Here is a 22,270-nt window from a genome sequence, read left to right as displayed (position 1 = left end):
TCAGATCCGCTCGTCCGGGTGGTGCCGGAACACCACGCCGTACAGGTCGAGGTCGTCACCGTCGGGCGGGCACTGCCGCGACTCGCCCTTCTTGCCGTTGGGCTTGAGGAAGGTGAGCACGGGAACACCGCGCACGGGCTTGGTGGCGCCACGCACGTGGAACTCGCCGCCGAGCCCACCGTCGCGTTCCGGCCGCGGGAACGTGAACCCGCGGCGGTGGCCGTGCACCGGGATGCGGTGGGTCGTGGTGTCACCGCCGATCGCGACCAGCACACCCCGCATCGGCGGGTGCCGCCGCAGCCACAGGACGATCCCCAGCACCAGCGCCGCGATCAGCACGATGAACGCGAACGCGATGTAGCCCCAGCGCACGCCGGTGGTCAACACGCCGTTCCACGTGCCCTCGGCGGTCACCACCGGGATCGCGGGCCGCACGGCGAGTTCGCGTTCGAGGACCGTCCGCCACGGCGTGTCGGCGTCGGCGGCGAACTTCAACCCCGCCCGCGCCGGTGAGGTGGCCTGACCGAGCCGTTTCCAGGTCGCCTCGGTGGAGCTCAACCTCAGCGGCAGCTCACGCCGTTCCCCGGGAGCCAGCTCGACGCGGTCGGGCAGACCGCGCAGTTCCCCTGACACGCCACCGAGTTCCACCCGCAGGTTGCGCAGTTCGAGCGGCATCTTCCTGGCCGTCGACTCCAGGACGAGCCCGATCTCGACGGTGTCCGCGAGGTTCTCGTCGGCGGGCAGCGACCAGCCGGCCTTCACCGCGGCCTGCGCGTCGTCACCCAGCGCGCGCTTGGCGTTGCCGCGCTTGACCTGCTCCTGCAACCGGCCGAGGAAGTCTCCGACGCCCTCGGTGTAGGGCAGCACGACGGTGTTCGGCACCACCGTCATCATCTGGCCGGTGCCCGACTCGCCGGACACCACCGGCACGACGTACCCGCTGGTGCGCGCCGCGAGGTCACGCCCGCGCGCACCGAGCGCCGCCCACGCCGGCCCCTGCTCGTCGTGGTAGCGGCTGGCGCCCGGCGGTGCCGAGATGCCGTCCGTGATCAGCACGATCGCGCCGGACTGGCCGGTTTTCCCGCCCTCCAGCACGGTCATCGCGACCTCCAGTGCCGCACCGATGTCCGTGGCGGCGCCGTCCGGCACGGCGGGCATCGCGTCGATCGCGGCGACGGCGCTGTCCGGCGACCCGGTGTGCAGCACGCTGGGCACGACGTCGAACGTGACCAGCGTGACCTGGTCGCGGTCCTCCAGCTCGCCGACGAACGTGCGCAGGTTCGCGCGAACGTTGTCGTAGCGCTGGTTCTGCGCCATCGAACCGGACGTGTCGACGAGCAGCACGTAGTCCGTCGGGGTGTCGTGCACGCCCAACGCCTTGTAGACGTCCTCCGCGGTCGGTTCCGCCGTTGTCAGCAGAAGTGCGAGGACGGCCAGCAGTCTCACCACCGCAACACCTCGCGGTTCTTCTCGACGAACTGGTCGTAGCGCACGAGCGCGTCACCGAGCGCGGTCTCGACCTGGTCGAGATTGGTCTGCACGTCCGCCAGCAATGCCCGCACCCGGTCGAGCGCGCCGCCCTCGCTCACGGTGCTGAGCCTGGCGCGCAGGTCCTCGTCGCACTTGCGCTGTTCCTCGAACGCGCGCAGCTGGGTGTCCCGTTGCTCACGCAGCTTCTCGAACTCCTTGTGCTTCTCGGCCAGCGCGGTCGCCCGCTTCGCGTAGTCGCCGTGCAGGTCCGCCCACTTCTTCTCGACGCCGCGCAGCTCGTCGAGCTGCTCCCTGGTGCGGCGGTCGAGGTCGGCGATCAGCTCGTCGCGCAGCACCACGACCTGTCCGGCGGTCGCGACCAGCGCCTGCTCCGCCTCCGCCGACTCCGACGTCATCGCCTGCAACCGCCGCCGCAGCACCTCGTGCTGCTCGCGCATCTCCGGCAACGCCTCGGACAGGCGCTGCAACCGGTTCAGCTCCTCGACCTGCGCACCGATCCGCTCGTGCTCCTCACCGCACGCCCGCAGCTCCTCCTCGACGGCGAACAACGCCTCGTGCTCGCGCCGCACCGACGCGACCCGGTGCGCGAGCTCGGTCAGCGCGGACGCCTGCCGCGCCAGGTACTCGGTGACGGGTGCGCCGGCGACCCCGGCGTCCGCGACCGCCACCACGTTCTCCACCAGCGCGTCGACCTGGGACAGGGCGTCGTCGAGCACGATCACCAACTCGATCGCGGCGGGATCGGTGTGCTCGCGCGGTTGCGCGTTCGCCACCGCCCGCGCCGACCACGCGAGTGCGTGGCGCAGCACGAGCAACGCCGTATGCGGCCCGTCGTCACCTTCGGCCGCCGCGAGCAGCGCGGCGCGTGGGTCGTCGTTCACTGGCAAGCCCCTCTTCAGGTCGTGCCGTCGAGCACGGGCCCCGCCTCGGCACCCAACGGCAACACGATGTCGGCGCCCGCCCCCGCAGGACGCAAGAGCACAGCGCCCAGACCGCCCCTGCGGCCGAGCGCCGTGACGTGGTAGGTCCCGCGCGGCACGTGGACCCGGTGCTGTTGCCCGGCCTCGCGCCACGGCCCCTGCCGGTCGATCCGCACCCGCACCGGCACCTGTCCACTGTGGTCGGTCTCGACCTCCACGGTGACGGGGGTGCGGCCGCCGACCGGGATCGTCGTGGACTCCAGCAGCCCGCCGGCGATCCGGCGCACGCCGATGCCGAGCTCGTGCGGGTAGCCGTCGAGCGCGGTGGCCCGGCCGGCGGCGATGCGCCACGCCCCTCGTGCCGCCTGGTCGGGCGTGAGGACGTGGACGGGTGCGCCGGCCGCCGCACGGACCGCGGCCTCGACCGGGCCGAGCACGTTGCCGCCGGTGAGCAGCACGTGCCCGACCGGCTCGCCGACCCGTTCCAGCACACGGGTCACGAGCGCGGCCGCGAGTGTCGCGAGTGGACGGAGAGCTTCGAGCACCATCTCCGCCGTCACGCCGGGCAGGTACACCGGCGTGCCGAGATAACGCTGGTGCGTCCGCGCCCTTTCCAGCACGATGACCGCGCGCTCGGCCGCCTGGCAGCGGTGTTCGTCGAACGCCACGAGACCCGCCGGTTCGACGCCGGCCTTCTCCCGCAACGACTCGCGCACCTCCGACCGGGCGGTCTCGCTGTCGAGCAGCCGCGAAGTCGTTGCCTCACAGGCGTAAACGGCCGCGGTGACAGCGCTGGCCCCGACGTCGCACACCAGCACGCACCCCGTGGTCTCGCCGTGCGCCGCCGCCACGCACTGCGACACCGGCACGAGCCGCACCGACCCGAACCCGGCTCGTTCGGTGAGAACCCGTGCCAGCTCGGCACCCTGCGAGGTGTGCTCGACCGCCTCGGTCCACGTTCCGTCCGCGCCTTCGGCGGCCCAGCCGTCCGGTACCGCGACCACCGCCGCGGCGCCGTCCGGCTCCACGCCGCAGTCGCGCCGCACGACCTCACGCAGCAGTCCGGCGACGTCCGTGCTGGACGGCCCGTGCCACACCCGGTCGCCACACGCCACCTTGGTGCGCGCCGACCCGACGTCGATCCCGATCTCAGTGGTGGTCACGAGACCCCTCACCTCGGCCGAAGATCCTGCCGATCATGCCCTTGGGCATCACGTCCTTGACGCGCTTCACCAGGTCCTCCAGGAAGAGGGCCAGGTCCTCGCCGCGGCCGGAGGCCTGCGTCGCCCGGAAGGCCTCGCGGAACACCTCCACGGTGAGATACCCCTGCTGCATCATGTACGCCGGGAGTTGCCGGATCGCCGCCTGTTGAGCGTCCTCACCGAAGTCGCCGCGCATCAACGCGTGCACGAACTTCGCGCAGATCTGGGGTCCCTTGAAATCGCCCATCCCGGCGAGACGTGCGTTCAGCACGGCGAGGAACTCGACCCAGCCGTACGGCGGCGGGCACCAGATGCGGCGGAGCACCTCCAGCACGTCGTTCTCCCCCACCACCTTCCGGTGCAGGATCGTCGCGACGAGCACCGCCACGTTCGCGGGTGCGGCGTTCTCCTTCACGCCGCGCAGCTGTGCCATGAGAACCTGGCTGTGCAACTCGGGGTCGAGCGCGAAGAACGGCAGCCACTCGGCCAGGCGACCGTCGTCGAGCCGCTCCGGCGCCCCGCGGATCTGCCCGGCGATCGACCTCAGCAGGGTCACCGTCAGCACCTCGCCGCCACCGGTCGCGGCGGAAAGCCGCCACAACCCGTCCATGACGGCGAAGAAGCGGCCGGACTCCGCACCCCAGTCACGACCGAGCGCGCTCGCGAGCGTGTCTCCGAGCACCTGCCGCTGCCGTCCGTCGACGTGGGCGGCACGGGCGGCCTCGACCAGCCCGTCCCAGTACGCCACCCCGGCCAGGCCGAGGTTCTGGCCCGGCGCCTCGCCCCGGCGGCACAGCTCGAAGTCCGCCCTCGCCCGCTCGGCCGGTTCCATCGGCTCGAGGCCGTGCCGCAGCAGGTCGACCCACGACCGCACCAGCTCGTTACACCGGCGGACCAGGTCGAGGAACCACCCGAGCACCCGCGGCCACCACCCCGGCTCCGCGGTCTTGCGCGCGTGGCGCATCACGTCGGTGACGGCCTCGGGGTCGATCGAGTGCAGCTCGCTCAGGTTCTGCTCGCTCAGGTTCTCCGGGCGCAGGTACGGCCTGCCGTACCGCGACCAGCTGCTGTTCGGGTGGTCCTCCAGGCCTGCCAGCAACCGGGGGTTCACCCCGGAGCCGTCGGGCAGCGCCGCCCGCAGGACCGCGACCGAGAGCTGGTCGGACTGCGTGATGACCGGTACCAGCGCCTCGCTCCAGCCGTCGTCCGACGCGAGTCTCATCACGACTTCCCGCAACGACGACGAGTTGCGCTCACTCGCGCACGACCGCAACGCGCCCGCGAAGGCCTGCCGCGCCCCGACCGCGGCGCAGATGTCGGCGACGACGAGCAGGTCCGCGATCGTCCAGGCGCGCTGCGACACCCGTTGCCGCACCAGGTCTTCCAGGTTCCGGTCGAGCGAATACCGCCAGGTCTCGACCAGGAGCGCGCGGTCCCGCCTCAGGTCCTCCGCCGAAGCCAGTTCCAGGTAGCTCGCCAGAATCGTCTCCCGCTGGTCGTCGGCCATCCCGCGAAACCTGGCGGCCCCGAGCCTGCGCAGCATGCCGACCGTCAGCCTGCCGGTGGTGGCGGCCTTGAACAGCAGGTTCTCCTGGTCCATGTCCTGCAGCGCGGCGAGCACGTCGTCCAGGTCGCGCGTGCGGACGGTCGTCATGGTCGCGAGGTGCGCGCGGACCTTGGCCGCCCCGTACTGCCCGACCAGTTCGGTGAGCTGGTGGCCGTACGCACCGCTCGCCCGGGGAGCGGCACCCTGGACGTTGATCCCCAGCGCGGTGTCCGGCACCTGCGGCGCGAACGCGAGCCGCAACGGGTAGCGCGTGGAGGTGTCCGTCCACCCGCCCGCCGACACCCACGCCCTCGCCCCCGCCGGCAGGAACGCCAGCACGTCGTCCAGCACCGCGATCCGCTCGTCGAGCGAGACCGGACCGCTCAGCAACCCCACCCGCTGGCGTTCCAGCAAGCCGGCGGCCGCGGCCATGGCGTGACCGTCGGGCAACGGTTCCCGCTGCCGCGCCGGCACCGGGTTCAGCGGGACCGGGCCGCTCGGCAGCTGCTCGGACAGCGGCGTGTTCTCCGCCGCGCGGTAGAAGTCCGCATAGGACAGACGAGCCGCGATCAGGTCGTCCGTGCGCACGCAGTAGAACCGCGACACCACGATCGGCCGGTTGATCGCGTCCAGCGCGTCCGACCACGTGCTGATCGTCAGGCAGACGTACCTCGTGCTCTCGACGTTGATGGTGGAGAACCAGGCCCACGGCATCGCGCCGGGACCGGACTCCTGCACCACCGACTGGTCGGCCGGTGCCCTGTCGATCACGATCTGCCGGAGGCTGCTGTGCGTGAACGGCTCGCGGCTCGCGGCGAGCACCCCGTACTCCTCGTAGCTGCCCGGCCGTTTCCCGAGCAGCGCCCAGTACGCGTCGACGCCGGTCATGGCCGTGCCGGGAGGATGCTCTGGTAGAGCCACAGCAACGGCTCCAGCACGTTGATCGGGTAGACCCGGCCCTTGATCCGGAACCCGTCGGGGCCCGCGTTGACGCGCTCGACGTTCAGCGAGTCCTGTGCCCGGAACCTGTTGCCCGCCACGTAGAACCCGATGGACGAGGTGATGAAGTAGTTGAGGGTGCTGAAGTACTGCCGCAGGCCCTTCTCCACGAGGTCGGTGTTGCTCTGCGGGTCGGCGCACAGCATCGCGAAGAACTCGCCCGCGCTCTCGTTGGGGACGCGGGGCAGGTACGGCGGTTCGCCGTCCATCAGCGTGTACCCCTTGAGCTGGGCCTGCCGGTAGATGTTCGGCTGGTCGAACTTCGTCACGCAGACGGCCACGTGGTGCGGCAGCCGCGCGCGGTTGAAGTGGACCTGGCTCATCACCCGCTCGGTCAGCTTGTCGAGCACGGGGTGGAAGTAGCGGAACGCGTCGTGCTCCACGGAGTCGCGCTCGGGGTCGAAGAGGTAGACGATGCCGTGGCACATCTGCAGGTGGTCGAGCAGCTGGTTCTCCTGCTCCACCGGCGACATCGCGGGCGCGTGCAGGCGCTCGGTCTCCACGACCTCGTCGTCGCCGAACCCGAGGTCCTGCTTCTGCTGCTCGCCGCCCTGCGACAGGCGGTCGCTGTCGTACCGGCCGCCGGGGACGTCGAGCACGTCGAGTTCGAAGGAGATGGGCTCCATCTCGACGACCTTGCGGCCGAACCTGTTGCGGCGCGTCACCTCCCGTTCGCCGGTGAACCGGAACAGCATGCTCTTGTCGGTGGACGTCGCCCTGGGGAACGTGCGCTGGTGGGTCAGCTGGTCGGTCGACTCCTGCAGGAAGCGGGTCGACTCGTCGTCCAGGCCGCTCATGATCCAGTTGCCGACGCCCTCGGCGCGGCGCATCGTCGCGAGCTTCAGCGCGGCCAGGTAGGTGGTCTTGCCGCTGCCCGGCGGCCCCCACAGGCCGAGCCGCAGCTGCGTCGGCGGCGCGGGTCGGTTGTTCTGCGGCGTGGTCATGGGTCTCCTCAGTTCTTGATCACGAGAGGGAAGAGCAGGGGCGGCTGAGGCGTGGCGTCCCGGACGGCCTTGGCCTCCTTGACGACGTACGCCGCGGTCACGCCGCCGTGCAGCAACATCGGTGGTCTGGGGCTGGCCAGCGCGTGCCACGTCTGGGTGGCGAGCTTGGCCTCGTTGTTGGAGCGTTCGGTCCAGGCGGGGCGGTCCCACACGGCGGCGTGCACCACGTGGTCGTTCTCCAGCTGCCGCAACAGGACCCGCCAGTCGTACTGGTGCGGGCAGCGGCTGATCCCGGCGTCCACGGCCGGGTGCGGTGGCCTGCCGCCGATGACCAGCAGCCGGCGGGCGGACGGCAGCGGTCGCCAGGTCAGCGCGCGGGCGGTGGCGAGCGCGTCCTCCACCGGGGCGCCCTTCGGTTCGACCGGGGTGCTGCACGGCAGCGTGGCCGCGAAGTCCTCGGCGTCCTGCAGGCCGACGAAACCGCGCGTCTTCTTGAGGACGCCGCGGCCGCGGAGGTGGTCGTCGTAGCCGATGACGCAGACCCGCACCGCGGACGGGTCGGGGTGGTGAGCGGCCAGGTGGGCCAGCACGCCCACGGCCAGGTCGCGTCTCGGGTTGACGGTGTCCGGGTCCCCGCCGAGCTCCAGCGCGATCGCGAGGTCGAGCGCGTTGGCGTCGGGCTGGTAGCGCATGGGCATCTCGTCCAGCAGATCCGGCCAGCCCGCCGCCGTGGTCGCGTCGGTGGTGCCGCCGGGGCGCACCAGGGCGACTTCACCGGGGCCGTCGAGGCGGAACTCCAGTTCGTGCGGCTGGGACGGGGTGAGGTCGCAGCGCAGCACGGAGATCGGCGCGCACTGGCGGGGCGGGGTGCCGGGCGGGCCGCTCACGACCGCCAGCGCGAGGGCGTCGCGGCCGCCGGCGGGTGCCTGCACGTTCACGCGCGCGAGCGGGAGGTCACGGGCCGAAGTGCCCGCGCTGAACAGGGTTCTGGTGACCGGGCGGGTGACCCCGGCGTCGTCCACGTCGACCAGGACGAGGCTGATGTCGTGCCGCAACGGGGCCCTGGCGATCCAGGAGGCCACCGCGGCGTCGTCCAGGGGCTCGCCGCGGGAGACCAGCCGCACGTCGGCGAAGCGGGAGACGAAGATGTCCGGGATCGTCAGGCCTGCCAGGCGGTGCAGGACGAGGACGTGGTCGCCCAGGTCCAGGTCCGCCAGTTCCACCGGTGCGCGGCGCTGGTCGCGGCCGACGCCTCCGGCCAGCACCAGGGCGAGTTCGTCGGGGTCGTGGGGCAGCGACGGCATCAGGTCGCGCCACGCGTGCAGTCGCACGGTGCCGGTCAGGGCGGGCACGTGGCGGTCGGTCACATCGATCCTGGCCACCGCGACGCCGTCCAGCCGGACGTCCACGACCGCCAGCTCACCGCGACGTGCCACCAGTTCCATCGCCGTGGCACCCACCGCGGCCAGCGGCTCGGTCCGGTGCGCGGCGGGGCGCACGCGGACGGGCTGCTCCGGTGCGCCGCCCCGCACGTGCGCCAGCAGGCGTCCCAGCAGGTCCGCGTCGTCCCCGGAGGCGAGCAGGGCCGCGGCGACGTCGAACTCCTGACGGGCCGCGGTCAGTTCGGCGTGGAAGTCGTTGCGGCGCCGCAACGGGTCGACGTCGAGCCACGGCCCGGCCGACAGCACCCAGTCGCACCGGGTGCACGACGGGGTGGCCGGCACGACGTACGCGCACACCGGGCAGGTGAGGGCCGTGGTCATGACGCCTCCGGGTCGGGAACGTCGACGGCGAGGACGTGGCGTGCCTGCGCGCGGCGTTGCTCGGCGGGCAGCTTCAGCACCCGCACGGCGAGGCGGCGTTCGACCGCGGCGACGAGGTTGCGGACGGTGCGGGCGTTCGCGAACTCCCTGCCCTGGCGCGCCATCTGGTCGCGGTTGTGCTCTAGCCAGCGCACGGCCCGCGCGGGCACGGTCGGCTCGTAGGTGTAGCCCATCGCCTCGACCATGCCGACGAAGATCGACCGCAGCTCCTTGAGCGTGTAGTCGGCGAAGTGCAGCCGTTCCGCGCGCGAGAGCACGCCGCTGTTGCTGCGGACGAACTCGTCCATCCGGTCCGGGTAGCCAGCGGCGATCACCACGAGCCGGCCGCGGTGCTGCTCCATCAACGTGATCAGCTCGGCCACCGCCTCGGAGCCGAAGTCGTTGCCCTCGCCCGCGAGTTCGTACGCCTCGTCGATCAGCAGCACGCCGTCGAGCGCCTCCAGCACCTTCGCGCGGGTCTTCGGCGCGGTCTGGCCGACGTACTCGCCCACCAGGTCGGCGCGGGTCGTCACGACGACGTGGCCGCGGTAGAGCAGGCCGAGCGCGGCGAAGGCCTTGCCCATCAGCTCCGCCACCGTCGTCTTGCCGGTGCCGGGCGAGCCGAGGAACAGCATGTGCGGCGCTGCGACGCGGCCGGGGTCCTCCTCCTGCAGCTTGCGCAGTTCCAGCACGGCGGCCAGTTCGCGCATGGTGTCCTTGACCGCCTGCAGGCCGGTGAGCTGGTCCAGCTCGGCCAGCACCTGGTCGAGCGGCTGCTGTTCGGCGAGGTAGGGCCGGTAGTGCTCGGGCACGTCCGCCGCGGTCGCCGGGCTGATCTCGCCGTCGCGGGTCAGCCGGGTGCGGCCGGCCCACTCGGTGCTGATCTCCGCCGCCAGCTCGCGCATGGTCCGCGCGTTCGCGAAGTCGGCCGCCCTGGTGCGGTACAAGGCCTCCGTGATGGTGCGCAACGCCGTGACGAGGTCGTCGGCGCACGTCAGGCCCCGCCGCCGGAGCTGGCCGAGCAGGATCTCGTGCAGCTCGGCGGGCGTGTAGTCGGGGAACACCAGGCGGTTGCCGCGCGGGAACCGGCCCGACAGGCCCTGGTTCGTGGCGAGGAAGTCGTCGATGCGGTCCGCGTACCCCGCGATGATCACGACGAGCCGTTCGCGGTTGTTCTCCATCTCGGTCAGCAGCACGTCGATCGCCTGCGTGCCGAGCCCGAGCGGATCCTCGCTCAGCCGGTACGCCTCGTCGATGAACAGCACGCCGTCCAGCGCGTCGCGCACCCGTGCGGACGTCAGCCGCGCGGTGTCCCCGGTGGGGGACACCAGGTCCTCGACCTTCGCCTCGATCACGTGCCCGCGCCGCAACAACCCCAGGTCGCGGTACAGCTCACCGACCATGCGCGCCACCACGGTCTTGCCGGTGCCGGGGTTGCCGGTGAACGTGAGGTGCAGCGCGGCGGGTTCGGCGTCGGCGTCGAGACCCCGCGCCCGCAACGCCATCCCGGCCTCCAGCACGTACCGGTGCCGCGTCAGGAACGTCTTCACCGCGGTCATGCCGACCATCTCGTCGAGCTTGCGCCAGACGTCCCTGGCGTCCGCGACCGCGACCTCCGCCATTCCCCGCTCCCGCAGGACTTCCACGGACAACGCGGCGCGGCCGGCCATCCGGCGCAGCACGGGTTCCCAGGTCTTGACCGGCACCTCCTGCGCGACCATCACGCGCAGCACGTGGGGCAGCGCGGTCCAGTCCTCGATGCGCAGGCCGTGCCGCAACCGGGTGCCGTGCACGAGCGCGCCGAGCTCGGTCTCGTCGGGGAACCCGAGGTGGCCCACCGCCCGGCCGGACCGCCGGGTCGCGAGCGCGGCGAGCTTGTCGGTGAACTGGGGCAGGTAACGCTGGTCGTGCAGGAAGTTCACGATCGAGGTCAGGTCGGGTTTGCTGAACAGCAGCACGCACACGTTGTCGCCGCCGGTGCCGCCCGCGCTCCAGCGGCCGAGCATCTCGGCGAGCGGGCGGCGCATGTCCGGCTGGATGTTCTCGAACCACGTGTCGGCGTTCGGCACCACCACGGCGCTGGAGATCGCGGGGTCGACCATGATCCCGTCGAGCATCCGCAGCCGTTCGGTGTCGGTCGCGGCGGACGGGCGGCGCGGCTGCGGCGGGGGTTCGGACAGCAGCATCGCGTCGCCGAACGGCCCGCTGAAGCGCCGCATCGCGTTGCGGCGCCTCGGTTGCGGCTCGGCACCCGGTCCGCGGGTCAGGTTCCGCGAGGTGTCGTCGCGGAAGTAGACGGCGTCCCGGTAGCCGCTGAACACGATCCGCTGGTACCCGGCCGCGTGCAGCACCTCCCACAGCATCTCCTCCGCCGTGCGGACGTGCAGGTCCGCACCGACGAACCGGTCGTCGACGCCGGGGCCGTGCAGGATCCACAGCGGCTCACCGGGACGCGGGCCGCGCCCGCCGGTGAGCCGCGCCGGCGTGGCGTCGGAGAGATCGGTCGTCATGGAGGTTCTCCGGTCAGGCGCGCCTGCGAGCCCGGGGCTCGTCCGTGCGCGGCGTGGTGCTCACCGGGGCACCGCGGGCGATGAGCGGTTCGATGTCGCGCTTGCGGTCGTCGGGCTCCGCGTACTCCTCGGTGGAGCGCAGGTCGATGCCGCTGTGCTCGAGCACGTTGCGGTGGATCGACTTCGTGCGCGCGGACCGTTCGGCCTCGGAGGCGCCGTCGGCGTCGAAGTTGTGCAGCCGCACCAGGGGCGGACCGTCGACGCGCTCGCCGGGCTCCACCTCGATCACGATCTCGCTGCCGCTCACGTGGTGCACGGACTTCGCGAGGAACGCCTCGCGCTGGTCCTCGCTCGCGAACCCGGCGGTGGTGACCTGGTAGTGGTGGTGGTGATCGAGCGCGTCGGCGATCAGCTCGGCCAGGTTGGTGCGCAGCTGGGCGGCCTGCATCGCCGTGACCGCCTGCGTCACCACGGTTTCCAGCCGCTGCTCGTACTCCGGCACGGTGTCGACGACCGCGAGCAACGCCTCCGTGGTCATCGGCTGCGCGTCGTCGCGGACCTGGGCGAGCAGCGAGTCGACCTCGGTGGCCAGGCGGGTCAGCGCGCCGCGCGACCAGTGGTCGACGTCGGGCAGCTCGGCCGGCGCACCCGCCGGTACCCGGCCCCTGAGGTCGATCTTCTCGTTCTGCGCCATCAGTTCGCGCATCCGCACGAGGTCGCGTTCGGCGGCCATCCGGCACGCCCGCCACTCCTGGTCGAGCCGTTCGAGGTCGAGCCGCAGCTCGCTGAGCGACTGGACGAGCTCCTGCGCCGCGGTGAGGCTCTGCGCGCCGAGGCCGCTGTTCACGTTGGACACCAAAGTGGACAGCCTGGCTTCCAGCGGCGCGACCCTGCCCGGCAGGTAGCGGTCGTGCGGGTACTGCGCCACCTGGTCGCGGAGCAGCTGCGCGTCCGCGACGTACTCGCGGGCGATGCGTTCGGCTCGGTCCTGGTCGGCGCGCAACGCGTCGATCCTCGCGTTGATCTCGGACTGCTTGCGCTCGCGTTCCTGGCGTTCGCGGTCGACCGCCCGCGTCAGCGTCTCCTGCTGCTGCCGCAACGCCTCCGACGTCTCGGCCCGCAACTGCTCGCCCTGCGCGGTGATCTCGCGGTGCAGCCGGTCGTTGTTCTCCCGCATGCGCCGGGCGGTCTCGCGCTCGACCTCGCGGGTGTGCTCGCTCAGCTGCGTCATCGCCTGTTCGAACCGGGCGTGCCGCTGGTCGACCTCGCGCATCGACGACTCGATGTCGGCCTGGGTCTGCGCGCGGATCCGCTCCACCATCCTCGGCACGTCGCGCTTGAGCTCCGCGAGCTTGCCGGCTTCCTGCCGAAGACGATTCCATTCGCCTTCATCGACGTAAATGCGCTTTCTTCCGCTCACCGAGCCACCCCTAGACGAACTCCACGGGAACAAGCACCCGTCTTGTCAGCGAAGAGCGGGGATTCGTTACACCGATCGCAGGTGCAGCTGTTCGGGGAGGTTCCGGCATTCCGCGGCGGCGCCGCCGACCTCTTCCGCGGCCACTCTCGCGGCCGCGCCGAGTGATCGCACCGAGCTTTGTGCCAGGTGCCGGTACATCGCCGCGGAGAACGCGATCGCGCAGTCGTCGCCCAGGTCGTTATTCCACGCGACCACGGTTTTCGCGAGTCCTTCGAACAGTTCCGCGAACTCCGCGCTGCGACCTGCGGAAAGGACCAGCCCGGACAGCACGAAATCGGTGTGGTCACGATAGGCGCGCAATCGACTGGCCAGCGCTTCGACCGAAACCTGGTGCGTGTCGCCGTACGGGTCCCCGAACCGGAGCGCGCCGCCGGAAGCCCGGCCGACGAGGTGCAGGACGTCCGGGCGTTCCGCCAGCAGGCCGGCCACCTCGGCGACGGTCCTGGCGGTCCGGCTGACCACGCGCAGCACGCCACGCCGTTCCCCGGCGTGGGCCGCCTGGAACTCGCGGTCGGCCCGCAACCGGCCGAGGTCGATGTCGAACGGGCTCGTGCCGACGAAGAAGACGCTGGTGGGAACACTCTTCTCAGGCTTGGCCGGCGGCTCACCCGCAGGGGGCGCGCCGAAGTAGACCGGCCCTTCCGCCCGCTCGACGACGTACATGGGGCCGTCGGAGTGGTAGCTCCTCGTCACCTCCGGCCGCCGCTCGGCCGGCGCCTCCCGCTGCCCGGCGAAGAGCGCATGGGCGGGGTAACTGCGGCGCACGGTCTCCAGCAGGCGTGCCCGCCCGGCGACCAGCACGCCGTTCTCCAGCAGACGCGACGCGCCTTCCCAGAACGTACGGACATCACCGGCGTGCGCGATCTCGAATACCATCTCGCGTGGCATACCGCATTCCACGAGAACCTCGCGCGCCGATTGCACCGACCGGTACAGGTGCGCGAGTTGACCGATCTCGGCGGCCGAGAGCCCCTCGCTCATACGACCTCAGATCACTTTCCGGTCTCGGTTTCCGCGACAACGGGGAACGCGCGCGGTTCGCGCACGGAAAAAACCGCACCAGCCGCCTGGGTTCGCGGAGGACGTTCCGAATCATCCATGGCGCTGACCTTCGTGTTCGGCGGGGACGAAGTGCGGTATTCGGGACGGCGAAGATTACCTCGTCCGGCGCGATCTGCCAGGCCCGCCGATCACGGGAGCCAATCGCACCAGCAGATCGGCGGTGGGCACGCCGACCAGCGCGACCTCCCGCTCCCCCACCCGCACCTCGGTGGTCCGCTCCCGGTGCTCGAAGTCGTAGCCGACGTCCGCGAGCCGTCCGGTGAGGTGGTGCACGACCTGGTTCGCACTGCCGCGCAACCCGAGTCCGTCGTCGCGTTCGCGCACGTACTGCCCGTCGATCAGAACGTCCACTTCGGACAAGAGCTGGGGCGCGTCCGGCCGCTCTTCCAGCTGCGCCAGCGTGAAGCCGGTGAAGCAGACGATCGACAGGTCACGGACCTGCCGGGCGACCCTGGCCAGCTCGGCGAGTCCGGCGGCCTGGGCCATCGGCTCGCCGCCGCTGAACGTGAGACCGTCCACCCGCTCGTCCGCCAGCAGCTCGGCGGCCAGCTCCTCGACGCCGACGAGCCGCGCGGGCACGTCGGGAATCCACTCGGGCGCGACACATCCCCTGCACCGGAACGGACATCCCTGGACCCACACGACGGACCGGAACCCCGGGCCGAGCGCCGAGGTGCCGACACACGTGGAGGCGACGTTGAGCCTGACCACCATGCCCTGTTGTCGCCGCACCCCCAAACGATCGTTACACGCGGGGTAACGTGGTTCTCGGGGTGGACATGGCCGAGGTGGCTGTCATCGGGGACGTCGGCGGGCACGCCGACCAGTTGCGGCGGGCGTTGCGGGACCTGGACGGGGTGGTGGTGGTCCAGGTCGGCGACCTGGTGGACCGCGGGCCCGCCAGCACGGAGGTGCTGGAGGTCGTCGCGCCGCGCCTCGGCCGGGACTGGGTGCAGCTGATCGGCAACCACGAGGCCCAGTACCTGCAGGGCCAGGAGGTGTTCTGGCCGGATCCGTTGCCGCGCGAGGGCGTTGCCCGGTTGCGCGAGTGGTGGGCGGACGGGCGGATGCGGGTGGCGGCGGCGGTCACGAGCGGTGGCGAGGAGTTCCTGGTCACGCACGCCGGGATGACGCTGGCCGTGTGGCAGGAGCTGGGCGAGCCGGAGTCGGCGGTCAAGGCGGCGGAGCTGCTCAACGAACGGCCTGAGGTCATCTGGCGGATGGGGGTGCACGGGCGCGATCCGGAGACCGGGCCGTTGTGGGCCGAGTCCGGGGCGGCGTTGCACGAGCCGTGGATGCGGTACGGGGGAATCGTGCCGTTCGGGCAGATCCACGGGCATTCGACGGTCGTGCACTTCGGGGACCGGAGGTGGACGTGTGACGGGCGGACGCGGCAGCGCTCGACGGTCGACTGGCAGGCACGGCACGTCCGGGTGCGGGTGAACGGCCGGGTGTTCATCGGGGTGGATCCCGGGCACGGGCGGCACGGCGCGCAGTCGTGGGAACCGCTCAGGCTCGGCGACGCCGAGGTGCACTGAGCTGTCGTCGTGGCCTAACTCCGGTACAACGGGTTCGGGCAGTCGACGTACCGGCTCGCCGCCCCCTCCGCCCGCGTCCAGCGCAGCAGCAGGTTCGCCTTCGCCGGGACGAACGGCGAAGCCAGCAACGCCGACAGCGACTCGGGTGAGCCGTGTTCACGGCCGTAGGCGGCGAAAACAGCGCGTGCCTCGCCCCACACGTCGATGCCGGGGTGCCGGTCCAGCACCGCACCGGCGATCTCGATCAGGTGGTTGACGATCAGGCAGTACTGCAGCCGCTCCCAGCCCTTGGCCTCGGACACCCCGCGCGACCCGTCCGGTCCGTCCATCGAGGACAAGAGCTCCGCGTGCCGGGGCAGCAGCCGCATGCCCTCCGGGTCGCGGAAGACCGCCTGCACCGGAAGCCCGGCACCGTCGACCCCGACCAGGACGTTCTGCAGGTGGCACTCCATCACGACACCGTGCGCGAAGAACGCGTGCAGCACCGGCGGCACGACCACCGAGACGTACTCCCGGAACCACCTCAGCGCACCGTCGGGGTCCAAGCCGTCCAACGGGTTCCCGTCGAACCCCTCGCTGATCCCCGCCGCCAGCAACGGCGTCACACCGGGCAGCACGTGCTGCCGGACGCCGTCGCGCACCACGACGGCCAGCCCTTCGAAGGCCTCGGGAGAGGTCCGGTAGCCGCGGTCGATCAGGAACGACGCACCGGGGAAGACCGAGGAGATGTCCGCGAACACCGGTCTGAGCAGGCGTGCGAGCGGCGGGATCCAGCGCAGGTCGTGCTCCCACAACCGGCGCACGTCGTTGGTGATCCGCACGTCGAGGCTGAACTTGTAGAACAGGTCGGCGGCGGGGTCGTAGACCGTGCGCACCGACGACGTCGGCCACACCTCGTCCCCGCTGACGTCCCCTTCCAGCCCCAGCAGGGAGAGTTGCCACGGGTGCGCCGGCAGCACTCCCCGGGCGAACGGCACCTCGCCGTCGTCGACGAACGCGCCTTCCAATCGTGCCAAGGGGAAGCTCGCGTGCACCTCGGGCGAGTACGGCAGCCACTCCGACGCGGGCAGGCCGCCGCGGCCCTTGGGCGCCGGGTGGTACCGGTGCCCCGCCACCAGCGCCTGCTCGGACCGCCGGTAGAGGTCGGCGGGCGGCGCCGTGCGGGCGTCCAGCAGGGCGGCGATGGCCGAGCGCGAGCCCGCGATCTCGTCCAGGAACCCCACCGGCGGGTCCCCGAGCTCCTTGCTGATGAGCACGGCGAGTTCGTGCCACGCCAACGGTTGCCACGAACCGGTGAACACCTCGGGGTCGGACAGCCAGCGCCCCTCCCGCGCCCGCAGCAGCGTGCCGCTGCGAGGCAGCCGCAGCGTGCCGTCCGCCCACTCCCCCACCTCGCGGCGCAGGCAGTTCAGCAACGCCGTCGCGGTGATGCCGTCGGGATCAGTGATCGCTTCCACCGGTGTCCGCTTCCCTCTGGCGATGTGTCAGGATCGAATCATTCTGACGCACACGCCGATCGAGTCCGACTTCCTCGCCGCACTGGGGGAAAACCGCGCCGAAAGATTCCTCGCGGAGCTGCCGGGGGCCCGTGCGGCCGTTCTCGCACGCCTGCGCCGGGCGTTCGCGATCGAACCGTTGCCGCAGGTCAGGGCCGACCCGGACGCCTTCGACCACCCGGTCGACCTCCTCACCGCCCAACGCTGGCGCGACTCGGAGAACCTGATCGGTGAGGTCGCCCACAGCGTGGCCGGACTGGCCCTGTCCCGCACGACGAGCCCGATCGCCACGCCATTCCTGGAAAGGACCCTGGAGGAGCACGAGCAGAGCGTCGTGGACGGCCACCCGTTGCACCCGTGTTGCCGCAACCGCACCGGGTTCACGGCGGCGGACCACCTCGCGTACGGCCCGGAACACCGCCCGATCGTGCGACTTGCCCTGCACTCGGCGGCAGAGCACGTGACGTTCGGCGACTGGCCGGACGACCTGCGCGACGGCGAGCGGGTCCTGCTGCCGGTGCACCCCTGGCAGGCGGCCCGGCTGGGGTTGAGCACCACCGGCACCCTCGACGCCAGCCCGCTGATGGCGTTGCGCACGCTCTCGGCCGGTCCCTGGCACGTGAAGACGACGCTGAGCGCGCAGATCACCTCGGCCGTGCGGGACATCTCGGCGGGTTCGATCACCACCGCCACGACCGTCTCGGAGTTCCTGGACTCGGCCGTCGAGGGCATCGAACTGCAGCACAACAGGGCGTCCGCCGCCGTCCTCACCGACGGCGAACCGGACCGCAGGCTCGGCGTGGTCCTCCGGGACCGGCTCGTGCCACGCGAGGGCGAAACCCTGCTGCCCCTGGCCGCGCTGCGCCACCACACGATCCCCGACCCCGTCGAGTGGCTCGCGGAGTTCGCCGAACTGACCGTGCCGCCGCTGATGACGCTGCTCGCCCGCGGCGTCGCCCTGGAGGCGCACGAGCAGAACCTGGTGCTGGGCCTGGTGGACGGCAGGCCGAGCCGGGTGGTCTACCGCGACCTCGCCGACATCCGCGTCAGCCCTCGCCCCGACCTGCCCCAGCGCCTGCACGCCGACCAGGAGGCGTTGCGCACCAAGACGTTCGCGACGTTCTTCGCCACCGCCCTGACCGGCCTGGTCGACACGCTCGACGCCGACCCGGCCGACCTGTGGGCCGCGGTGGCCGAGACGATCCCGGACACCCCGGACCGGCACGCGTTGCTGCACGACCCGTTGCCCGCCAAGCCGCTCACCCTGATGCGCCTCGACCCCGGCACGAAGAAGTGGGCCTACCTGCCGAACCCGTTCAGGGCTTGAGCAACGCCTCTCGGTGCCGCCACGCCAGCGACAGCAGCGCGGCCCCGGCGGCCTGGGTGGGTTCGCGGTGCACGAACCGCTCGACGTTCTCGGCGGTGAACGGAAGTCCGCGCAGCACCTGGCCCTCCTCGTTGTGGGACACCAGATCCCCGAACAACGCGTCGAACCGGGAGGCCTCGATCACGGCCACCGTCAGCATGTCCGTGGCGAACGTCAACGGGTCGACGCCCATCCCGAGGTAGAACACGCGGGCCGCCGCAGTCAGCTCCCGCGCGAACGGCCACGCGTCGTAGTCGACCGAGTGGATCTCTTCTGCTCCCAGCATCTCCTCGGCGAACTCGCGGATCATGCAGTGCCACAACGAGAAGTCGGCGTCGGACGTCCCCTGGAACACCCCGACCGGCAGCACCTGGAACATCCCGCCCGCGTGCCCGACCCGTTTCGGGTCCCGCCAGTGCAGGTAGAACGTCGCCTCGCCGGAGACCTCGTCGTGCCGCAGGGTGAGCGTGCTGACGGCGACGTTCACCGGCCGCCGCCGCGGGTCGCACGGATCACCGACGGCCGACCGCAACGGCAGCCCCTCGGCCTTACCCGCGTACTCGTGCGCACAGGCCTCCCCGACGTCGATGCCGTCGAAGTAGGTGCCGAGCCCGAACGTCAGGTGCCGCCCGGTGAAGCCGAGCAGCCGGTAGGTCTCGCGGTTCTGGAACACCGTCGGCGAGGCGAGCGCGGCCATCGCGGCGGAGTAGCTGCCGAACCCGTCGGGTACCGCGGCCACCGGCAGCGCGGGCAGTCCGGGCGACTCCTGCAGCTCGAGGGTCAGCTCCGCCAGCGGCACCGGCTCGGCGGGCATCCAGTCCGGTGACGTCAGCAGCGGCGTCCCGGCGACCCTGGGCACGTCCGGGTACTCGGCGACGGCCTCGACGGCCAGCCGGTGACGGTGTTCGAGGAGGTGGGCGCGCACGGCGAGCCACTCGGCGGACGTCGGCATGATCTCATTCAACCCGGTGCTCACGACGAACTGACCGGGCCACCCCGTGGCCCGGTCGCCGCTTCACGCGCCCGTCAGGCCCGCCAGCGCCGGGACGCGTAGACGACTTCGCCCACCGCCCTGGCCAGGCTTCCGTCGGCGTCGACGTGACTCTCGTGGTGCTCGGCCGGCAGTGGCTGGGCCACCTGCGGCGGAGCCTCGTACGGGTCGCTGTCTTCCCAGCGCAGCCTGCGCGCCGTCTTCACGAACGCGATCGCCGCGGCCAGCAGCAGCACCCCGACCACGGCCGGCCACCAGACCGATTCCGCGACCGCGATGGCGAACTGGACCTGGGCCACCACGACGAACACGACGGTCAGTCCGACCACCGACCACGGCGCCGATCTGCCGTCATGTCTGCGCTGGGAGGCACCGGTTGCCCCCATTGGCGTCACCTCCACCGATGTTGCCTCGGACATCGGCGATTGATCGCACGGAGTTACAGGGCCAAGGGTACTCCTCGGTCGTTTGGTTGCAGACCGTCACCTTCCGGACATCTGCCCACCAGCGCGAAACCGCTGCACAGCGGGTGCGCGATTCACTCGGTGGTGTGATCATCAACTCGTGTCAGCACTTCACGCGGGAGACCCCGCCTCGTTCGCCGCCGACGTCCTCGACGAGGGTCCGGCCGAACTCGAGTTCGTGCCCGGCGTCGCGTCGAGCCGTCCCACCAAGACGGCCGCGGGCGGCGCGCTGATCCGCGATTCCACCGGACGCGTGCTGTTCGTCGTGCCGACCTACAAGGCGGTGCTGGACATCCCCGGCGGCATGACCGAGGACGACGAATCGCCCAAGGCCGCGACGCTGCGGGAAGTCCGGGAGGAGCTCGGGGTCGCGCTCTCACTCGGGGCACTGCTGGTGGTCGACTGGACGCCCCGCAACGGGGTCTGGCGCGACTGCCACCAGTTCGTGTTCGACGGCGGCGTGCTCGACGACGCCGTGGCGTGCGACCCGGAACTCGCCGGTGTCGTCTACCTGACGCTGGACGAGGCCCGCGAGAGGATCTACCCGTCCCTGCACCGCAGGCTCACCCTCGCCGTCGCGGCACAGGAGAGCGGTTCCACGAAGTACGCCGAGTTCGGCCGGGAGGTCTGATGAGGATCGTCTCGCTGCTGCCCGCGGCGACCGACGTGGTGGCCGAACTCGGCCTGCTCGACCACCTGGTCGGCCGCACCCACGAGTGCGACTGGCCGGCCGGCGTGGAGGGTGTGCCGGTCGTCACGAGCACCGGCGTCGACCAGAACACCGCGAGCAGCCGGGAGATCAACTCGACCGTCCACCACGGCTCGTCGCTCTACGGCCTCGACGCCGGCCTGCTGCACGACCTGAAGCCGGACGTGATCCTCACCCAGGACCTCTGCGACGTCTGCGCGATCTCCTACCGCAGGGTGAGCGACACGGTCCGGCTGATGGACATCGGCCCCACCGTCCTCAGCCTCGAACCCTCCACTTTGGACGAGGTGCTGCGGTGCCTCAGGACCGTCGGCGACGTCCTCGGCGTCGACAGCACGGAGAAGATCGCCGCTCTGCGCCACCGGATCGACGTGGTCGCGGCGCGGACCGAGGACCTCGACCGGCCGCGCGTCGCCGCGATCGAGTGGCTCGACCCGGTGTGGCCCGCGGGTCACTGGGTGCCGGAGCAGATCACGAAGGCCGGCGGCACACCTCTGCTCGCCGAACCCGGCGAGCACACCCGTCCCGTCACCTGGCAGGCCGTGCACGACGCCCGCCCGGACGTCGTCCTGCTGATGCCGTGCGGGTTCCCGCCGGAACGGACGATGCGGGAGCTGCCAGACGAACCGCTGCCCCAGACGTGGGTCCTCGATGGACCGTCGTACTTCAACCGGCCAGGTCCTCGCGTGGTGCGCGGCATCGAGGTCTTGGCGCACGTGCTGCACGGCATCGGCGAGGTCACCGAGCAGGAGGCATCTAAGCTCCCGGCATGGACCTGAGCGCGTTCCCCCGAGTCGCACTGGGCAACTGGCCGACCCCGCTCGAAGCCGCACCGAGGCTCGCGGCCGCGCTCGGCGGTCCGCCCGTGCTGATCAAGCGCGACGACGTGAACGGCCTGGGCGCGGGCGGCAACAAGCTGCGCAAGCTCGAGTTCCTGCTCGGCCAGGCGATCGAGCAGGGTGCGGACACGATCATCACGTTCGGCGCGCTGCAGACCAACCACGGCCGGCAGACCGCGGCCGCGTGCGCGAAGCTCGGACTCAGGTGCGAACTCGTGCTCACGGCCAAGGTGCCGATGACCGGCGACGCCTACGAGCGTTCCGGCAACGTCGTGCTGGACCACATGTTCGGCGCCACCGTGCACGTCTGCCGCGACGCCGAGGAGACCGTCGCCGCGTACGAGCGCATCAACCACGACAAGGCCGTCACGCTGCCCGTGGGCGGTTCGAACGGTCTCGGCGCCCTCGGCTACGTCGCCGCCGCCGCCGAACTCGTCGGGCAACTCCACGAACTCGGCGTCGACAACGCCACCATCGTCGTCCCGGACGGCTCCGGCGCCACGGCCGCGGGCATCGCGCTCGGCACCGAACTGCTCGGCTGGTCCGGCACCGTGCACGCCGCGAGCGTCTCGCACACGGCCGAGGACGCCACGAACGAACTCCACGCCCTCGCCACCGCCGCCGCCGAACTCCTCGGCAAGCCGGCGCCGGAGCTCGCCCACGTCACCGTCACCGACGACACGATCGGGCCGGGCTACGGCGTGCCGACGCCGGAGATGTGGAACGTGCTGAAGCTCTTCGCCGAGACCGAGGGCGTCCTGCTCGACCCGGTCTACACCGGCAAGGCCGCGGTGAAGTTCCGCGAGCTCGCGCCGCGGTCCGACGTGCCGCTCGTGTTCCTCCACACAGGTGGTCTTCCGGGCTTCTACGGCTACGCGCCGGAGGCGGTGGCCCGGTTCGGACCGGCGTGA

General features: G+C 71.5%; 18 protein-coding genes. 5 read left to right on the top strand and 13 right to left on the bottom strand.

Annotation, left to right across the window (positions count from 1 at the left end; genetic code table 11):
* From QSK25_RS22255 to QSK25_RS22210, 10 genes are all read right to left on the bottom strand, one after another.
* Positions 1–1,449, bottom strand: a complete 1,449-nt coding sequence (locus tag QSK25_RS22255; protein WP_285640890.1) for a vWA domain-containing protein — start codon at positions 1,447–1,449, stop codon at positions 1–3.
* The gene (locus tag QSK25_RS22250) at positions 1,443–2,372 is read right to left on the bottom strand and encodes a coiled-coil domain-containing protein (protein WP_285640889.1); all 930 of its coding nucleotides are present in this window, start codon (positions 2,370–2,372) and stop codon (positions 1,443–1,445) included. The genes QSK25_RS22255 and QSK25_RS22250 overlap by 7 nt, the downstream gene beginning before the upstream one ends.
* Positions 2,373–2,386: 14 nt before the next feature.
* Positions 2,387–3,574, bottom strand: a complete 1,188-nt coding sequence (locus tag QSK25_RS22245; RefSeq protein ID WP_285640888.1) for a hypothetical protein — start codon at positions 3,572–3,574, stop codon at positions 2,387–2,389.
* The gene (locus QSK25_RS22240; RefSeq protein ID WP_285640886.1) at positions 3,561–6,080 is read right to left on the bottom strand and encodes a hypothetical protein; all 2,520 of its coding nucleotides are present in this window, start codon (positions 6,078–6,080) and stop codon (positions 3,561–3,563) included. The genes QSK25_RS22245 and QSK25_RS22240 overlap by 14 nt, the downstream gene beginning before the upstream one ends.
* Positions 6,044–7,102, bottom strand: a complete 1,059-nt coding sequence (locus QSK25_RS22235) for an ATP-binding protein (protein ID WP_285640885.1) — start codon at positions 7,100–7,102, stop codon at positions 6,044–6,046. Before QSK25_RS22235 ends, QSK25_RS22240 begins: the two co-directional genes overlap by 37 nt.
* An 8-nt stretch (positions 7,103–7,110) precedes the next feature.
* Positions 7,111–8,865: a hypothetical protein gene (locus QSK25_RS22230; protein ID WP_285640883.1), complete on the bottom strand. Its 1,755-nt coding sequence runs from the start codon at positions 8,863–8,865 to the stop codon at positions 7,111–7,113.
* A complete protein-coding gene (locus QSK25_RS22225) occupies positions 8,862–11,414 on the bottom strand; it encodes an AAA family ATPase (RefSeq protein WP_285640882.1) in 2,553 nt (850 codons plus the stop codon). Before QSK25_RS22225 ends, QSK25_RS22230 begins: the two co-directional genes overlap by 4 nt.
* 13 nt (positions 11,415–11,427) lie before the next feature.
* On the bottom strand, positions 11,428–12,834 hold the full coding sequence (locus QSK25_RS22220) for a coiled-coil domain-containing protein (RefSeq protein ID WP_285640881.1): 1,407 nt from the start codon (positions 12,832–12,834) through the stop codon (positions 11,428–11,430).
* Positions 12,835–12,900: 66 nt separating this feature from the next.
* Positions 12,901–13,875 carry an effector-associated domain EAD1-containing protein gene (locus QSK25_RS22215; protein WP_285640880.1) on the bottom strand — a complete coding sequence of 325 codons (975 nt, stop codon included), beginning with the start codon at positions 13,873–13,875 and terminating at the stop codon, positions 12,901–12,903.
* Between the two features lie 174 nt (positions 13,876–14,049).
* The gene (locus QSK25_RS22210; protein ID WP_285640879.1) at positions 14,050–14,688 is read right to left on the bottom strand and encodes a 4Fe-4S single cluster domain-containing protein; all 639 of its coding nucleotides are present in this window, start codon (positions 14,686–14,688) and stop codon (positions 14,050–14,052) included.
* Positions 14,689–14,735: 47 nt separating this feature from the next.
* On the opposite strand from QSK25_RS22210, the gene QSK25_RS22205 reads away from it, so the two are divergent.
* On the top strand, positions 14,736–15,494 hold the full coding sequence (locus tag QSK25_RS22205) for a metallophosphoesterase (protein WP_285640878.1): 759 nt from the start codon (positions 14,736–14,738) through the stop codon (positions 15,492–15,494).
* Positions 15,495–15,508: 14 nt separating this feature from the next.
* Here QSK25_RS22205 and QSK25_RS22200 read toward each other — a convergent pair whose 3' ends face one another.
* Complete coding sequence (locus tag QSK25_RS22200; protein ID WP_285640877.1) at positions 15,509–16,951, bottom strand: IucA/IucC family protein; 1,443 nt, start codon at positions 16,949–16,951, stop codon at positions 15,509–15,511.
* Positions 16,952–16,973: 22 nt separating this feature from the next.
* On the opposite strand from QSK25_RS22200, the gene QSK25_RS22195 reads away from it, so the two are divergent.
* Positions 16,974–18,317, top strand: coding sequence for an IucA/IucC family protein (locus QSK25_RS22195; RefSeq protein WP_285640875.1), 1,344 nt, complete (start codon positions 16,974–16,976; stop codon positions 18,315–18,317).
* Here QSK25_RS22195 and QSK25_RS22190 read toward each other — a convergent pair.
* Positions 18,307–19,308, bottom strand: coding sequence for a hypothetical protein (locus tag QSK25_RS22190; protein ID WP_285640873.1), 1,002 nt, complete (start codon positions 19,306–19,308; stop codon positions 18,307–18,309). The genes QSK25_RS22195 and QSK25_RS22190 overlap by 11 nt on opposite strands.
* A 74-nt stretch (positions 19,309–19,382) precedes the next feature.
* Complete coding sequence (locus QSK25_RS22185; protein ID WP_285640872.1) at positions 19,383–19,733, bottom strand: hypothetical protein; 351 nt, start codon at positions 19,731–19,733, stop codon at positions 19,383–19,385.
* A 178-nt stretch (positions 19,734–19,911) separates the two neighbouring features.
* Here QSK25_RS22185 and QSK25_RS22180 point away from each other — a divergent pair, with 178 nt between their 5' ends.
* The 3 genes from QSK25_RS22180 to QSK25_RS22170 are packed head-to-tail and all read left to right on the top strand — an operon-like array spanning position 19,912 to position 22,270.
* Positions 19,912–20,442, top strand: coding sequence for an NUDIX domain-containing protein (locus QSK25_RS22180; protein ID WP_285640871.1), 531 nt, complete (start codon positions 19,912–19,914; stop codon positions 20,440–20,442).
* Positions 20,442–21,299 carry an ABC transporter substrate-binding protein gene (locus QSK25_RS22175; protein ID WP_285640864.1) on the top strand — a complete coding sequence of 286 codons (858 nt, stop codon included), beginning with the start codon at positions 20,442–20,444 and terminating at the stop codon, positions 21,297–21,299. The genes QSK25_RS22180 and QSK25_RS22175 overlap by 1 nt, the downstream gene beginning before the upstream one ends.
* Positions 21,290–22,270 carry a D-cysteine desulfhydrase family protein gene (locus tag QSK25_RS22170; protein WP_285640861.1) on the top strand — a complete coding sequence of 327 codons (981 nt, stop codon included), beginning with the start codon at positions 21,290–21,292 and terminating at the stop codon, positions 22,268–22,270. The genes QSK25_RS22175 and QSK25_RS22170 overlap by 10 nt, the downstream gene beginning before the upstream one ends.

The sequence above is a fragment of the Lentzea sp. NBRC 102530 genome, from assembly GCF_030269365.1.
GTDB lineage: Bacteria > Actinomycetota > Actinomycetes > Mycobacteriales > Pseudonocardiaceae > Lentzea.
Note: the sequence above shows the minus strand (reverse complement) of the source record. Positions and strands in the feature narration are given on the sequence as shown.

What these genes read in the sequence shown, in the direction of transcription:
- QSK25_RS22225 (WP_285640882.1), bottom strand. Translation starts at nt 11,414, where the DNA reads ATGACGACCGATCTCTCCGACGCCACGCCGGCGCGGCTCACCGGCGGG.
- QSK25_RS22230 (WP_285640883.1), bottom strand. Translation starts at nt 8,865, where the DNA reads ATGACCACGGCCCTCACCTGCCCGGTGTGCGCGTACGTCGTGCCGGCC.
- QSK25_RS22205 (WP_285640878.1), top strand. Translation starts at nt 14,736, where the DNA reads ATGGCCGAGGTGGCTGTCATCGGGGACGTCGGCGGGCACGCCGACCAG.
- QSK25_RS22175 (WP_285640864.1), top strand. Translation starts at nt 20,442, where the DNA reads ATGAGGATCGTCTCGCTGCTGCCCGCGGCGACCGACGTGGTGGCCGAA.
- QSK25_RS22185 (WP_285640872.1), bottom strand. Translation starts at nt 19,733, where the DNA reads ATGGGGGCAACCGGTGCCTCCCAGCGCAGACATGACGGCAGATCGGCG.
- QSK25_RS22235 (WP_285640885.1), bottom strand. Translation starts at nt 7,102, where the DNA reads ATGACCACGCCGCAGAACAACCGACCCGCGCCGCCGACGCAGCTGCGG.
- QSK25_RS22170 (WP_285640861.1), top strand. Translation starts at nt 21,290, where the DNA reads ATGGACCTGAGCGCGTTCCCCCGAGTCGCACTGGGCAACTGGCCGACC.
- QSK25_RS22195 (WP_285640875.1), top strand. Translation starts at nt 16,974, where the DNA reads ATGTGTCAGGATCGAATCATTCTGACGCACACGCCGATCGAGTCCGAC.
- QSK25_RS22190 (WP_285640873.1), bottom strand. Translation starts at nt 19,308, where the DNA reads ATGCCGACGTCCGCCGAGTGGCTCGCCGTGCGCGCCCACCTCCTCGAA.
- QSK25_RS22215 (WP_285640880.1), bottom strand. Translation starts at nt 13,875, where the DNA reads ATGAGCGAGGGGCTCTCGGCCGCCGAGATCGGTCAACTCGCGCACCTG.